We start from the raw sequence: 14,534 nt of genomic DNA, 5'->3' as shown, positions 1-14,534 counted from the left end.
GACCCGGCGCAGTGGGGGCGCGCGCCAAAGGTCATGGGGGCGGGTGGACAGGGACAAGCTAGATCCGCCGGTCAGCGAGCAGAAGAGCGTGCGCTCTAGACTTTCTAAAGATCCTTTGGTAATTATTTCTGGCGTCGTCGCAACAAATACGTGTCCATGATCCACCCCTTGCGGCCGCGCGCTTCCGCACGCGCTTCGACGATCTGATCGGACACCTCGGACAGTGGTCCGGCGATCAGAATCTCGTCCGGCGTGCCGAGGTAGGCGCCCCAGTAGATGTCGGCATCCTGGTCGGTGTGCTGGGTGAAGGCGGTCTGCGCGTCGAGCATCACCACGACGTCGTCGACCTCGTCCGGCCAGCTCTTCGCCAGCCGCCGCCCGGTGGTGATCTCGATCGGCCGGCCGACCTGGTTGAGCCCGACCCGGTGCCGGGCCGCGAGCGCGGAGACGCTGCTGATCCCGGGGATGACCTCGATCTCGAAGGTCAGCTCACCGCGAGCGAGGATGTCGTCGAGGATCGCCAGCGTGCTGTCGTACAGGGAAGGGTCGCCCCAGACCAGGAAGGCGCCGACCTGGTCGTCCTTCAGTTCCCTCGCGATCAGGTCTGCGCAGACGTCCGCGCGGCGGCGGCGCCAGTCGTCGACGGACTCGACGTACGCGTCGCTGCTGCGGTCCCGCTCGGGGTCCTGCCCGTAGACGATCCGGTACTTCCGGTCGCCGGCGTGCGTGTGGAGGATCTCCTCGCGCAGGTCGACCAGTTCCTGCTTGACCGCGCCCTTGTCGAGTACGAAGAACACGTCGACCCGGTTGAGCGCCTTCACGGCCTGGATCGTCACGTGGTCCGGATCGCCGGCGCCTACCCCGATGACCTTCAGTTCCATCATGGCGCCGACAGTAGTGGGGAGGCCTGGGTTGGCTGGCTGCCCAGTTACTGCTAATTTCAAAGTAACTTCGTCGAGAGGTCCCCGTGCCCACTGCGGAAGAAATGCTCAGCACTGCGTCTGTGGTCGCGCTCGGCGTGTGCCTTCGCGAGGCGGCACCTTCACTGGACCTGGCGATGGTGACCGCGGCTCCTGCAGAGTTGGCCGGGCTGGCCTTCAGCGAGCGCGGGCGGCTGGTGCGGGACGCGTTGCTGGCCGACCTGCCCGCGGAGTACGGGGCGATGGAGAAGATCTTCCGGGCGGCGCTCGAGGATCCCTCGTTCAGCGGGTGGATGATCTGGCCGGTCACCGAGGCGGTCGCTGTCCGGGCGGTTGCGGACGGCGAGCTTGAAGCGGGTCTTGCGTTGACGGCTGAGCTCACGTCGCGGTTGACCGGTGAGTTCGCGCTGCGGACCTTCCTGGCTGCGGATCTGGATCGCACGCTGGCGGTGGTCCTCGGGTGGACTCGGCATCCAGATGAGCATGTTCGGCGGCTGGCGAGCGAAGGCACTCGGGCGCGACTGCCGTGGGCCAAGCGTGTGCCGGGGTTGATCGAGCGGCCGGACGTGACGCGGCCGATTCTTGAGGCGCTGCGGCGCGATGAGTCGGAGTACGTTCGTCGCTCGGTGGCCAACCACCTCAACGACTTGAGCCGGCTCGATCCGGGGCTGGCTGTCGCGATCGCCGGTGAGTGGCTTGCATCACCGGAGCCGACGACCGAGCGGCTGGTGCGGCATGCGTTGCGGACCTTGATCAAGGCGGCTGACCCGGGAGCCCTTGCATTGCTGGGGTTTGAGCCGCCTGTCGGGTTGGTGGTCGACGGGCCGCTGGTCGCAGTACCGGCTGTTGCTGTGGGGGAGTCGCTGGCTTTCGAGTTCAGCGCGCACAATCGCGGGGCCGGGGAGCTGCGGCTGGCGATCGACTACGTCGTCCACCACGTCAAGGCGAACGGGACGCTCGCGCCGAAGGTCTTCAAGCTCACCACCCGTACCCTCGCGCCCGGCGAGTCGGCGACGATCGCCAAACTGCACTCGTTCAAGCCGATCTCGACCCGCCGGTACTACGCCGGCGAGCACGCGCTGGAACTCCAGATCAACGGCCGGACCTTCGGCCGCTCCACCTTCACCCTCACCACGGAAGGCAACTGATGACCATCCCCACCCCGCCCGACCCGACCGCCGCCGAACACGCGAAGCAGCTCCCGCACTCGATCGTCACCTACCTGCGCGAGGCCGACCCCGCCCACCGCGCGAACGCCCACGATCTCCTGTCGGCCTTCACCACCGACGCCGTCGTCGTCGACGAGGAGAAGACCTACACCGGCCACGACGAAATCCACCGCTGGCGCGAAACCGCCGCCACCGAATACACCTACACCGTCGAACTGACCCACGTGGAAAAACTCGACGACACCCACTACGTCACCACCAACCACCTCGAAGGCAACTTCCCCGGCGGCGTAGTAGACCTCCTCTACCGCTTCACCCTCGACCCCGAATCCACCCTCATCACCCACCTCGAAATCGCCCCCTGACCTACTCGCGGTCAGGGGTTGCTGATGGTGAGGGACTTCCGGGTGGGCACTCTATTGCGCCGCCACTGGCAGGTTCTCGTGCCGATGGCATGAAGCATCACGCCATCGGCACCACAACCCGCCAGCGGTGCCCGGAAACACCTGCCGCGGGGCGCGAGTAGTGCCGGATCGACGGTCTGGGGAGGATTTTCGCGGGACTTGGGTACCCATTTAGCCCAGTTCTGGGGTATTTCCCTCCCCGTCCAGAAAGTCCAGGAGGGCGGCGGCGGTTGCGGTCGGCGCTTCTTCGGGGAGGTAGTGGTCGGAGGGGATGGCGGCGCCTCGGAGGTTGGTGGCGTATTCGCTCCAAGCTGCCAGTACGTCGTATGTGCGGCCTACGAAGCTGGTCTCGCCCTAGAGGGTTAGGACTGGGCAGGTGAGAGGGGTGCCGTAGGAGGCGTTGTCGTGGAGTAGGTCGATGGTGGCGGCGGCTCGGTAGTCCTCGCAGGAGGCGGTGATGGCGTCCGGGGTGGAGAAGCAGCGGATGTACTCGGCCATGGCGGCTGGGTCGAAGGGAGTACCGCCGTGGTGGCGGGCCGTCATCCGGGCGCGGATCCAGTACTCCGGGGCGCCGCCGATCAGGCGTTCCGGGATTCCGTTGCCCGCGGCAAGGAAGAACCAGTGGTAGTACTCCGCTCCGAACCCGGCGTCGGCGTGTTCGAAGGTGTAGCGGGTCGGCACGATGTCCAGTACAGCCAGCCGCTCGACCGCCTCCGGGTGATCGAGCGCAAGCCGGTGTCCGACCCGCCTGCCGCGGTCATGGCCGACCACCGAGAAGCGGTCGAAGCCGAGCGCGCGCATGACGAGGATTTGGTCGCGGGCCATCGCGCGTTTGGAGTACTCCGCGTGGTCCGGGCCGGCCGGCGGCTTGTCGCTGTCGCCGTACCCGCGGAGGTCCGTCGCCACGACCGTGTGCGTCCGGGCGAGCACCGGCGCGACATGGTGCCAGATCAGATGCGTCTGCGGATACCCATGCAGCAACAAGACCGGCGGCCCGTCGTCGCCCCCGATCGCGCAGTTGATACCGACCCCGTCGGCGTCGATCTTCCGATACTTGAACGGGAGCTTCATGGCAGGTAGTCCAGCAGATCGGTGCGGATCGGTTGAATGCGGCTGTTCCGGGGTGTTGGCTGGGAGGAAAAGCCCCCGGAAGGACTTCCGATGGACATCGGTCTGCAGATTCCTGACTTCACCTGGCCGAACGGCGCTGCCGTGCTCGGCTCCGAGCTCGCCGTCGTGGCCGAGACCGCCGATCGGGCCGGTTTCAGCCACCTGGCCGTGATGGACCACTTCTTCCAGATCCGCGGTGTCGGGCCGGCCGAGAACGACATGCTCGAGGCCTACACGACGCTCGGCTTCCTCGCCGCGCACACCGAGCGGGTCAAGCTCTTCGCGCTGATCACCGGCGTGCACTACCGCCACCCCGGCCTGCTCGCGAAGGCGGTGACGACGCTCGACGTACTGTCCGGCGGTCGCGCGATGATCGGCATCGGCGCCGGCTGGAACGAGGAGGAGTCGCGCGGGCTCGGCTTCGAGTTCCCGCCCGTCGCCGAGCGGTTCGAGCGGCTGGAGGAGACGCTCAAGTACCTGCAGCAGATGTGGAGCGACGAGGACAAGCCGTTCGAGGGCAAGCACTACCAGGCCGAGCGGCTGCTCAACGTCCCGCAGGCGCTGAGCAAGCCGCACCCGCCGATCATGGTCGGCGGCGGGGGAGAGAAGAAGACGCTCCGCCTGGTCGCGCAGTACGCCCAGTCCTGCAACCTCTTCAACACCCCCGAGCTCGAGCACAAACTCGACGTCCTCAAACAGCACTGCGAGGACGTCGGCCGCGACTACGCCGAGATCACCAAGACCGTCTACCAGACCCTCGACGCCGGCCCCGACGGCGAGAAGACCCAGGAGCTGATCGACGAACTCGGCCGCCTCCACACCCTCGGCTTCGACGTCGCCATCGGTGGCATCCCCCAACTCCCCGACCTGGAAGCGGTAGAACGCATCGGCACGGACATCATCCCGGTCGCCGCAGCCTTCTGAATCAGCTCGCGATGACGGCGACGCCGAGGCGGCCGCCGTCGACGTCCAGAACGGTGCCGTGGATGAAGGAGGCGTCGTCGCTGGCGAGGTAGACGGCTGCTTGGGCGATGGCGTCCGGGGAGCCGATCCGGCCGTACGGCGTACCGGCCATCATCGACTCGGCGGGATGATCCTCGACGGTGTGCACGACACCCGGAGCGATCGCGTTGACCCGTACGCCGGAAGGCCCGAACTCGGCCGACCACGCGCGGGTCAACGTCTCCAGCGAGCCCTTCGACGCGGCGTACACGGCGCCGATCGGGATCCCCAGCCGGGCCACCCATGACCCGAGGTTGATGATGACGCCACCGCCGGCCGCTGCCATCGCCGGCGCGATCGCCGCGGTCAGGAAGTACGGCGACTTCACGTTGACCGCGAACACCTGATCGAAGGTCGCCTCATCCGTATCGACGGTCGCGCTACCGTCGATCGCGCCGGCGTTGTTCACCAGTACGTCGATCCGCCCACCGAGCAGCCGCGTCGCCGTCGCCGCCAACTCCTCCGCCGCAGCCTTCGTACCGCCCGCGCCACCCAGCGCGGTCGAGCCGGCAGCCGTCGAGCCCGCCAGGTCGACCGCGACGAAGTCGGCTCGACCACCCGCCGACCGGATCTCCGCGACCACCTCGTCGCCACGCTCTTTGTTGCGCCCAGCAACGACCACGTGGGCGCCCTGCCCGGCCAGCGCGACGGCGATCGCGCGGCCGATGTTGCTGGTGGCACCGGTGACCAGTGCCGTCTTGCCTGCCAACCGCATGACGTTCTCCTCAACGACTAAGAATGGACCGTTGAGTCCAGAGTAGCACCAGGAATGGACCGCCCGGTCCAGCCCAAGATGAACCCGGCCGCGCTAGGCTGGGCACCATGGAGCGAGTTCTGACCGCCAAGGGCGCGGCGACCCGGCAGCGGATCGTCGAAGGCGCCGCGCAGCTCATCCGTGAGCGCGGGGTGCCGAACGTCGGGCTCGACGACATCCGGGCTTCCACCGCGACGAGCAAGAGCCAGCTCTTCCACTACTTCGCCGACGGCAAGGGTGACCTGCTGCTCGCCGTCGCCCGGTACGAAGCGGAGCAGGTGATCGCCGACCAGATGCCACAGCTCGGCGACCTCACCAGCTGGCGCAAATGGCAGGCCTGGCGACGCCGGGTGATCCAGATCTACGACAAGCAGCGCCAGGCGTGCCCGCTGAGTTCCCTGACCGTGCAGTTGGGCAGGACGAACCCAGCGACTCTGGAGATCATCAACGGCCTCACCAGCGAATGGCGCAGCCACCTGGCGGCCGGGGTGAAGGCGCTCAAGGAGTCAGGCGAGATCGACCCGCGGGTTGACGTACAGAAGACCGCCAACGCGATCCTGGCGGCCGTCACCGGCGGCGCGACCCTGCTCCTGTCGACCGACAACCTCCGCTACCTCGAAGACGGCCTCGCCGAGGCACTGGAGAGCATGCGCCGCCCCCGCGGTTAGTCCTCAGCCGACGGCTTGCCCTCGCGCCACTCGCGCTCGAACGGCAGTCGCCACGCATGCGGAGCGATCAGCTGGTGAATGGCGTTCGGGCCCCAAGTACCGGGCGCGTACGTCTTCACCGGCGGTGGGTCCTCGAGCAGCAGCGTCGAGTTCTCCCACAACGACTCGATACCCTCAGCCGTCGTGAACAGCGTGTGGTCGCCGCGCATCGCGTCCAGGATCAGCCGCTCGTACGCCTCCAGCACATCGCCCGCCGTCTCGGTCTCCTGCGTCGAGAACTGCATCGACAGCTTCTCCAGCCGCATCCCCGGACCCGGGCGCTTGCCGTAGAAGGACAGCGACACCCGCGACGAGTCGGCCAGGTCGAAGGTCAGGTGGTCCGGGCCCTGCGACCCGACGCCGGAGCCGGACGGGAACATCGTCTTCGGCGCCTCCTTGAAGGCGATCGAAATGATCCGCATCCCCTCGGCCATCTTCTTGCCGGTGCGCAGGTAGAACGGCACGCCGGCCCAGCGCCAGTTGTCGATCCCGACCTTCATCGCGATGAATGTCTCGGTGTCGGAGTCCGGCGCGACGCCCTCCTCGCTGCGGTAGCCGCCGTACTGGCCGCGGACCACGTCCGTCGGCTGGATCGGCAGCATCGAGCGGAAGACCTTGTTCTTCTCCTCCGAGATGGCCCGCGGCTCCAGCGCCGTCGGCGGCTCCATCGCGACGAACGCGAGCACCTGCAGCACATGCGTGACGACCATGTCCTTGAACGCGCCGGTCGGCTCGTAGAAGGTGGCCCGCTGGTCCAGCCCGAGCGACTCGGGGATGTCGATCTGGATGTGGTCGATGAAGTTGCGGTTCCAGATCGGCTCGAACAGCCCGTTGGCGAACCGGAAGGCGAGGATGTTCTGCGCCGCCTCCTTGCCGAGGAAGTGGTCGATCCGGAAGATCTGCGACTCGTCGAAGGTCTCGTGCACGAAGTCGTTCAGCGCGATCGCGGACTGCAGGTCGTCACCGAACGGCTTCTCCATCACCACCCGGGCCCGCTCGACCAGGTCGGCGTCGCGCAGCATCTGGATCACCGAGTGCGCGGCCTTCGGCGGTACGGACAGGTAGTGCAGCCGCCGGGTGTCGGGGCCGAGCAGGGTCTCGGCCTCCTTCACCGCGGCGGCGAGGGCGTCCGGCCCGGCGGTCGTCGGCACGTAGGAGAGGCGGTCGCAGAACTGCGCCCACTCCTCCTCGCTGATCTTGTGCGTCCCGTAGGTGTCCACCGCGAGCCGCGCCCGGGCCTGGAACTCCTCGGTGGTGAGCTCCTCGGTCGCGGTCCCGATGATCCGTACGTCCGGAGCGAACCGATTCTGCTGCAGGTAGGCCAGCCCCGGTAGCAACTTGCGCTTGGCCAGGTCACCGGTCGCCCCGAACAGCACGATCACGTGCGGCGCGAGCGGCTCCAGATCCCGCCGCGACGGACGCGCGCCGGGCGCCGGATAGGCGATCGTCTGGGTACGGGAATCGGGCATTCTCAGGTCCTCCTACGGACGACGCGGCAAACCGCCCTCAGTGTAGGCGCGCCGCCTCCAGGATCGCCTGCACGAACGCACGCGGCTTCTCCTGCGGGAGGTTGTGCCCAGCACCCTGTACTACGTGATGCACCCGGGGCCCGGTGAAGTGGAAGGCCGAGGGTTTGCCGTCCGTCCATGGGAAATTGCCGTCGTCTTTGCCATCGAGCGTGACCGTGGGGACCGTGATGGGCGGCTGCTGGCGGAGTTGCGCCTCCAGCGCGTCGTACCGGGGATCGCCTGGCTCGGTCAGCCGGCGGTGGCGGTACACGTGCAGGACGACGGCGACGTAGTCCGGGTTCGTCATCAGGGTGGCGGCCCGGTCGAGGTCGGCCTCGGTGTAGTGCCAGGTGGGGGAGTTCTTGGTCCAGACGACCCGGGCGATCTCCTTGCGGTTCTGGGTCAGGCCGTTCTTGCCGCGCTCGGTGGTGAAGTAGTCGAAGTACCACTGAGCGGCCTCGACCGCCGGAGCCGCCGGGATCACGGCGAGCTTGGGATCGAGGTTCTGGACCAGGTAGCTGTTCACTGAGACCAGTGCGACGCATCGCTCCGGCCAGAGCGCCGCGGCGACGCACAGGCCGCGACCGCCCCAGTCGTAGCCCGCGAAGATCGCACGAGGGATCTGCAAAGCGTCCATGAAGGCGATCCAGTCCGACCCGAGCGCTGCCTGCTGCCCGGAGCGGAAGGTGTCGGCCGACAGGAACGTCGTCTCGCCGTGTCCTCGCAGGAACGGCGTGAGTACCCGATACCCGGCGCGCACCAGCTCGGGCACGACATGCGTGAAGGCGTACGGGCTGTACGGCCAACCGTGCCCGAGCAGTACGACGGGCCCATTGGCCGGCCCGGATTCGTAGTACGCGATGTCGAGCAGGTCAGTGCGCACGTGCCGAAGCCGCCCGAGCCCGCCGACTGCAGCACCGGCAACACTCGGCACCGCTGCCGCGGCGGCGGCTCCTGCGCCCACCACCTTGCCAAAAGTCCTTCTGCTGATCATGAACACGGTCCTCTCAACGCAGGGAGCGGAAGGCGGCGCGGATCTCCCGGCTGAACAGCTCGGGCTCTTCCCAGGCGGCGAAGTGGCCGCCCTTGTCGACCTCGTTGAAGTAGATGAGGTCGTGGTACGCACGGTCGGCCCAGCTGCGCGGGGTCTGGTAGATCTCGCCGGGGAAGACGGTGATCGCGGCCGGGATCGAGATGTCGACGGCGTTGAAGTTGTTCTCGCCGTTCTCCAGGTAGAGCTGCGACGACGAGACGGCCGTGTTGGTCACCCAGTACAGCGTGATGTCGTCGAGCATCTCGTCCTTGGTCAGCGACCGCTCCGGGTCGCCGCCGCTGTACGTCCACTGCGCGAACTTGTCGTACATCCACGCGGCCAGCCCGGCCGGCGAGTCGGTCAGCCCGTAGCCGAGCGTCTGCGGGCGGGTCGCCATCATCGCGGAGTACCCGGTGTTCAGCGCGTAGAAGGTCTTCAACGTGTCGAAGGCCTTCTTCTCCACCGGACCGAGCCCGGCCGGCGCGGGGTCGCCGTCGTTGAGCGCCTTCGCCACGTCCGGCGGTACGGTCGCGGGCATGTTGATGTGGATGCCGAGCAGCCCCGGGAAGGCGCGCTTGGCCATCTTGTCCGAGACGACGGCACCCCAGTCACCGCCCTGCGAGACGTACTTCGAGTAGCCCAGCCGCTTCATCAGTACGTCCCAGGCGAGCCCGATCCGGTCCGCGTTCCAGCCCTTCGCCGTCGGCCGCTCGGAGAATCCGTAGCCGGGCATCGACGGGATGACCAGGTGGAACGCGTCCGCCGCGCGGCCGCCGTACGAGGTGGGATCGGTGAGGGGGCCGATCACCTTCTGCAGTTCGAGAATCGAGCCGGGCCAGCCGTGCGTGATGATGAGCGGCAGCGCGTTCGCGTGCTTGGAGCGGATGTGGGTGAAGTGGATGTCGAGGCCGTCGATCTTGGTGACGAACTGCGGCTGCGCGTTCAGCCTCCGCTCGACCTTGCGCCAGTCGTAGCGCGTGCCCCAGTAGTGGACGAGCTCCTGCAGCTTGGCCAGCTGGACGCCTTGCGCCTGGTCGTTGACGGTCTCCTTGGCGGGCCAGCGAGTCGCCTTGATCCGGTGCCGCAGGTCGGCCAGTACGTAGTCCGGCACGTTCACCTTGTACTTCCGGATGGCGCTGTCTCCGGTGCTGGCGAAGGCTTCGGAGCTCGAAATGGCTCCGGTGGAAGCCACCGTGACGGCGGCAGCTGAGGTGGCGAGGAAGGTCCGCCGCGAGGGTTGTTCGGGCATGGTGTGACTCCTACGAGTGGTCAGCTTGAGGTTGCCCTTGCAACGTAGGAGCTACTCGCTGGCCGCCGCGCCCGTCAGATGACGCTGGCGGTGTACGTCACCCGGTCGAACGCAGTACTGCGGGCAGATCGGCGCGTGACGTGATGCCGAGCTTCGGGAAGATCCGGTGCAGGTGGGTGCTGACGGTCCGGTGCGACAGGTAGAGGCGCTGGCCGATCTCACGGTTCGTCAGGCCCTCGGCGGCCAGTTGGGCGATGCTCAGCTCGTGTGGAGTGAGTTGCTCGCGCGCATCCGGCGTACGACGTGGGCTGGTCTCCCCGGCGGCGCGTAGCTCGTTGCGGGCGCGCTCGCTCCAGGGGAGCAGGCCGAGCGCGTCGAAGGTGTCCCGAGCCGCCCTGAGGTGGACCCGCGACTCGGCTGCTCGCCGGTGCCGCCGCAGCCACTCGCCGAACGCGAGGTGCAGCCGTCCTCGCTCCAGCGGCCATCCGGTGAGGTCACCGGCCAGCGCGGCCAGGAAGAGCTTCTCCGCGTCGGCGTCGCTCGCCAGTGCTGCGCGGGCGTAGCGCAGGCCGATGTGGAGGGAGGGGGAGCCGGTCTGCTGCGCCTCCTTCTCCAGTCTGCGCACGGTCTTGCGTGCTGCGTCTTCCTGGCCGCAACGGATCGCCGCCTCGGTCAGGTCGGCGATCAGGTAGCAGCGGAGCGCGAGCTGGTACGACGGTTCGGTCAGGTCGAAGACGCGGTGCAGGTCGGCGAAGGCATCGGCGTGCCGGCCCTCGCCGAGGGCGGACAGGCCACGGGCCAGTTGGACGGTGGCGAGGATCGGGCGGGCGCCTGCGGCGAGGGCGACCTGCTCCGCCTCGGCGATCAGCTCGGCGGCTTCGGCGTACTGGCCGCGGAGGGCGGCGATCTCGGCCTGGGCGGAGAGGGCGAAGCCGTACATGAAGATCTGGTTGGTCTCCTTCGCGAGCCGGGCCGCTTCCTCGGCGGCAGGCAGCGCGACGCTGAGGTTGCCCAGGCGGGTGGCGCTGCAGGCGTGTACCGCTAGCGCGCGGGCCAGCAGGCCGAGGCGGCCCTGCGCTCGCAGACCGGCCGCGGCGGACGCCGAGAATCGGGCGGCCAGCTCGAAGGCACCGATTTGCAGGGCGGCGCTGCCGAGGAATCGCTCGACCTCAGGGTCGCCGCCTGTCTGTCCGGCCAGCTCCATCAGTCCGGCCGCGACAGCCTTGCCGCGCTCGATCGGCGCGACGTAGGCGAGGATCGCAATCAGCCGCGGGTCGTGCTCGTCGAGCGGGAGACTGTCGGCGACGTCGAGCAGATGCTGGCGTGCCTCCGGGCCGGGCTCGGCCCAGAAGCAGCGCATCCCGGCGCCCCACAGGATCCGCATCGCGAGGTCGAGATCGCCGTCCTCGTAGACCGAACGCGCTAGCTTGGCCAGCTCGATCGGCCCGGCCGTATCGTCGACCAGGCCGTCATCGAAGATGCTCCGAATCCAGGTAACCCGCGCCTGATCCTGAAACGAGAGCTCCTCTTTGGAAGCCTCGCTGAGCAGCCGCTCGACCAGATCGGGCCGCCCGGCCTCAACACTGAGATCCGCTGCCCTGAGCAACCGATCAGCCCGCAACTCACCCGTCTCACTCAGCCGGGCGGCTTCCTCCAGCCCCGCAATCGCCGCTCCAACCCCACCCCTGTACTGCGCCCGCTCAGCCGCCTTGACCAGCGTCCCCGCGATCCCCTCATCAGGCCCCTGAGCCGCCGCAGCCAAATGCCAAGCCTGCCGCTCCGGATCCTTCACCAACTCCTCAGCCAACGCCCGATGAGCCGCCCGCCGCTCAGCAACCGTCGCGGCTTGAACAATCGCCGCCCGCACCAACGGATGCCGAAACCCCAACGGCCCACCCGTACCCCCGACCAGCCCGGCACCGATTTGCATCGCCTCGATCAACCCGGCATCGACGGCCGGCGTCAACGCATCTGCGTCGACCGACCGGCCGCCCAGCGCCGCGCTCGCGGCCTCGAACATCTCGCCGAGCGATCCGCGATCGTTGAGTGCGGCAACCAATAGGCACATCCGGGTCTCGGCGGGCAGGGCTGAGATCCTGGCGCCGAAGGCCTGCTCTAGTCGGGCGTTCAGCGGCAAGGTGGCCTTCAGCAACGAATCGCCGTGGACTGTGGCAGGCAGCTCGGTCAGCGCGAGCGGGTTGCCCGCGGCCTCGGACAGCAGCCGATCACGGACGGCAGGCTCCAGCCCCGGGGCGACCTCGTCAAGTAGGGCCGATGCGACCTCGTCGGTGAGCGGTTCGACGTGCAGGGTCGGCAGGCCGGCCGAGTCCAGCTGGCAAGGGACGCCGTCGCGGACGGTGGCGATCAGCACGATCGGCTCGGAGTCCAACCGCCGAGCCACGAAGGCGATGACGTCGGCACTCGCCTGGTCCAGCCAGTGAGCGTCTTCGGCCAGCAGCAGGAGCGGAGTACCGGTGTCGGAGAGCAGATTGAGCGCTGCCATGCCGACCAGGTAGAGGTCGGGGATGTCTCCGTCGGCGAGGCAAAGCGCGATTCGAAGGGCGTCACGTTGCGATCCGGGGAGGGCGTCGACTCCCTTGCGGACGGGATGCAGCAGCTGGTGCAGTCCGGCGTACGGGAAGTTCTGCTCGGACTCCGAACCAGCAACCGACAACACCTTCGCCCCAGCCGCCCTAGCCCGAGCCGCAGCCTCGGCCGCCAACGCCGACTTCCCGATCCCCGCCGCACCCCGAATCACCAGAGCCCCACCGAACTCGGTGACCCCGGCAACCAGCGCACTCAGCCGTTCCTGCTCCGCCGCCCGACCGAGAAGTGTCCGCACAATCCTGAGTGTGGCATGCCAGAACAAAGGTCAAGAACTACTGGTAAGACCTTCATAAGACCCACATGTCAGCATCAGGTCACCCCGGCCGCCCACCGCTCAGCGAGACCTAGCCTCGGCCTATGCAGCTCCGGCACAGCTTCCTCGCTATCGTCCTCGCGGCCCTCGCCTTCACCGCGTCCGCCTGCGCCGCCGACGAGGCTCCGGACCCCGCCCCCAACCTGCTGGGCGAATACCTCAAGTCCACAAGCGTCAGAAACGACCGCTTCCCGAACACCGGCGGCTCCAGCGAAGACCGCCTAGCCAACCTCGCTGCCCATTACTCGGCAGAGCAACTGCAGTCGCGCCTTCTGCTGGCCTTCCCGTGCAGCACCAGCGAAGGACAGGACGAGTTCTTCGACACCTCATGCAGTCCGAGCACGGCGGCTGCGAAGACCGCCGAACGCCTCGGCGGCAAGCTCAACGCCCGAGTTCTCGTCGTCAAGCACAAGGACAATTCGCTGGAGCTTCTCACCCTCTATCTGGCGGGCAACCAGGCAATCGACGAGACAGGCAAGACCTATACCGACCTGAAGGAGTTCCGCAGCACCAACGAACTCCTCACATCCTCCGACCTCATCCTCACCCCAGCCGAACTGACCGCCGTCCCCGGCAAGGGTGGGGTCGTCACGGTCTACGCCCACACAAAACCCACCTGGCCCCGGTACCTTCTCGGCTCCCTGGTAGTCCTTCTGGTCCTTGTACTGGCCGCAGTTCTCTTACGCCGCCGGAGCCGAGGCAGGTCAGCGCCGGCGTAGGTGTGCGTGCTCGATCGCGGGTGAGGTGGCGTTGTAGTTGTCGGCAGGGTCCAGCTCGGTGCCAGGCGGGACGATTTCGTCGATCCGGTCGAGCACGTCGGCGGACAGGGCGATGTCGGCGGCGGGTAGGAGGCTGTCGAGTTGCTCGTGGGTTCGCGGGCCGATCAGGACGGACGTCACCGCCGGGTGCGCCCGGACGAACGCGATCGCCAGTTGCGGCAGCGTCATCCCGGCCTCGTCGGCGAGGGCGCTGAGCTTGCCGACTGCGGCGGCCTTCAAGGCACCGGTCGGGGTGGTGGGGTCGTAGTGGCTCTGCCGCGTGGACGCCCGGTGGGACGACAACAGGTCCGCCCGGCCGGACAGCCAGCCGCCGTTGAGTGGGCTGAAGGTCAGTACGCCGAGGTCGTGCCGCTGGGTCACCGGGAAGACGCTGGCCTCCGGGCGCCGGGTGAAGATCGAGTACATGAGCTGCTCGGTCAGGAACCGGTGCGTACTACGCCGCTCCGCGGCCCACTGCGCCTCGACGATGGTCTCCGCCGGGAACATTGACGACCCGAACGCGCGGATCTTGCCCGCCTGGACCAGGTCGGACAGCGCGGACAGCGTCTCGGCGACGTCGGTGTCGTGGTCAGGCCGGTGCAGCTGGTACAGGTCAAGGTGGTCGGTACCGAGCCGGCGCAGGCTGTTCTCGACCGACTGGATGATCCACCGTCGGGAGGCACCGCTCTGGTTCGGGTCCTCGCCCATCGGCAGGCCGAACTTGCTGGCCAGTACGACGTCGTCGCGCCGGCCGTTGATCGCAGTACCGACGATCTCCTCGGACTCACCGGCCGAGTAGACGTCAGCGGTGTCGATCAGGTTGATGCCGGCGTCGAGGGCGCGATGGATGATCCGGACCGAGTCCTCGTGGTCCGGGTTGCCCATCGCGCCGAACATCATCGCGCCGAGGCTGAGCTCGCTGACCGAGAGACCGGTGCCGCCGAGAATTCTGCGGTTCATGGGAAAGCCTTTCTGTTGGTCCTTCGATCAGACCACCGGT

13 protein-coding genes are annotated in these 14,534 nt (G+C 67.9%); 5 read left to right on the top strand and 8 right to left on the bottom strand.

What is annotated here, in order from left to right; translation table 11 throughout:
* Positions 1-122: 122 nt before the first annotated feature.
* Positions 123-884, bottom strand: coding sequence for a precorrin-6A synthase (deacetylating) (cobF, locus tag OHA70_RS39390; RefSeq protein WP_328326944.1), 762 nt, complete (start codon positions 882-884; stop codon positions 123-125).
* A gap of 83 nt (positions 885-967) precedes the next feature.
* Between cobF and OHA70_RS39385 the strand changes: the two genes are divergently transcribed.
* Both OHA70_RS39385 and OHA70_RS39380 read left to right on the top strand, forming a co-directional pair.
* Positions 968-2,068, top strand: a complete 1,101-nt coding sequence (locus OHA70_RS39385; protein ID WP_328326943.1) for a DNA alkylation repair protein — start codon at positions 968-970, stop codon at positions 2,066-2,068.
* Entirely contained in the window at positions 2,068-2,454 is a 387-nt protein-coding gene (locus OHA70_RS39380; RefSeq protein ID WP_328326941.1) for a nuclear transport factor 2 family protein, read from the top strand. Before OHA70_RS39385 ends, OHA70_RS39380 begins: the two co-directional genes overlap by 1 nt.
* 393 nt (positions 2,455-2,847) lie before the next feature.
* On the opposite strand, the gene OHA70_RS39375 is transcribed toward OHA70_RS39380, so the two are convergent.
* Positions 2,848-3,564 (bottom strand): alpha/beta fold hydrolase, encoded by a 717-nt coding sequence (locus tag OHA70_RS39375; protein WP_328326939.1) that lies wholly within the window; start codon positions 3,562-3,564, stop codon positions 2,848-2,850.
* A 90-nt stretch (positions 3,565-3,654) separates the two neighbouring features.
* Here OHA70_RS39375 and OHA70_RS39370 point away from each other — a divergent pair, with 90 nt between their 5' ends.
* Positions 3,655-4,527 (top strand): LLM class F420-dependent oxidoreductase, encoded by an 873-nt coding sequence (locus OHA70_RS39370; RefSeq protein ID WP_328326937.1) that lies wholly within the window; start codon positions 3,655-3,657, stop codon positions 4,525-4,527.
* A gap of 1 nt (position 4,528) precedes the next feature.
* Here OHA70_RS39370 and OHA70_RS39365 read toward each other — a convergent pair whose 3' ends face one another.
* Positions 4,529-5,320, bottom strand: a complete 792-nt coding sequence (locus OHA70_RS39365; protein ID WP_328326935.1) for an SDR family NAD(P)-dependent oxidoreductase — start codon at positions 5,318-5,320, stop codon at positions 4,529-4,531.
* 107 nt (positions 5,321-5,427) lie between these two features.
* Here OHA70_RS39365 and OHA70_RS39360 point away from each other — a divergent pair, with 107 nt between their 5' ends.
* Positions 5,428-6,027 (top strand): TetR/AcrR family transcriptional regulator, encoded by a 600-nt coding sequence (locus tag OHA70_RS39360; RefSeq protein ID WP_328326933.1) that lies wholly within the window; start codon positions 5,428-5,430, stop codon positions 6,025-6,027.
* Here the strand turns inward: OHA70_RS39360 and zwf are convergent.
* The 4 genes from zwf to OHA70_RS39340 all read right to left on the bottom strand — a co-directional run bounded on the left by zwf (position 6,024) and on the right by OHA70_RS39340 (position 12,698).
* The gene (gene zwf / locus OHA70_RS39355) at positions 6,024-7,535 is read right to left on the bottom strand and encodes a glucose-6-phosphate dehydrogenase (RefSeq protein WP_328326931.1); all 1,512 of its coding nucleotides are present in this window, start codon (positions 7,533-7,535) and stop codon (positions 6,024-6,026) included. The two genes, OHA70_RS39360 and zwf, sit on opposite strands and share 4 nt — an antisense overlap.
* A 37-nt stretch (positions 7,536-7,572) precedes the next feature.
* Positions 7,573-8,568 carry an alpha/beta fold hydrolase gene (locus OHA70_RS39350; protein WP_328326929.1) on the bottom strand — a complete coding sequence of 332 codons (996 nt, stop codon included), beginning with the start codon at positions 8,566-8,568 and terminating at the stop codon, positions 7,573-7,575.
* 13 nt (positions 8,569-8,581) lie between these two features.
* A complete protein-coding gene (locus OHA70_RS39345) occupies positions 8,582-9,856 on the bottom strand; it encodes an epoxide hydrolase family protein (protein WP_328326928.1) in 1,275 nt (424 codons plus the stop codon).
* A gap of 97 nt (positions 9,857-9,953) precedes the next feature.
* Positions 9,954-12,698: an ATP-binding protein gene (locus tag OHA70_RS39340; protein WP_328326926.1), complete on the bottom strand. Its 2,745-nt coding sequence runs from the start codon at positions 12,696-12,698 to the stop codon at positions 9,954-9,956.
* Positions 12,699-12,820: 122 nt separating this feature from the next.
* Here OHA70_RS39340 and OHA70_RS39335 point away from each other — a divergent pair, with 122 nt between their 5' ends.
* Positions 12,821-13,495, top strand: a complete 675-nt coding sequence (locus OHA70_RS39335; RefSeq protein ID WP_328326924.1) for a hypothetical protein — start codon at positions 12,821-12,823, stop codon at positions 13,493-13,495.
* Here the strand turns inward: OHA70_RS39335 and OHA70_RS39330 are convergent.
* A complete protein-coding gene (locus tag OHA70_RS39330) occupies positions 13,481-14,494 on the bottom strand; it encodes an aldo/keto reductase (RefSeq protein WP_328326922.1) in 1,014 nt (337 codons plus the stop codon). The genes OHA70_RS39335 and OHA70_RS39330 overlap by 15 nt on opposite strands.
* Positions 14,495-14,534: the final 40 nt, after the last annotated feature.

It is taken from the genome of Kribbella sp. NBC_00382 (genome assembly GCF_036067295.1).
Lineage (GTDB): Bacteria > Actinomycetota > Actinomycetes > Propionibacteriales > Kribbellaceae > Kribbella.
The sequence above is the reverse complement of the archived record's forward strand: the minus strand, read 5'-3'. Positions and strand labels throughout refer to the sequence as shown.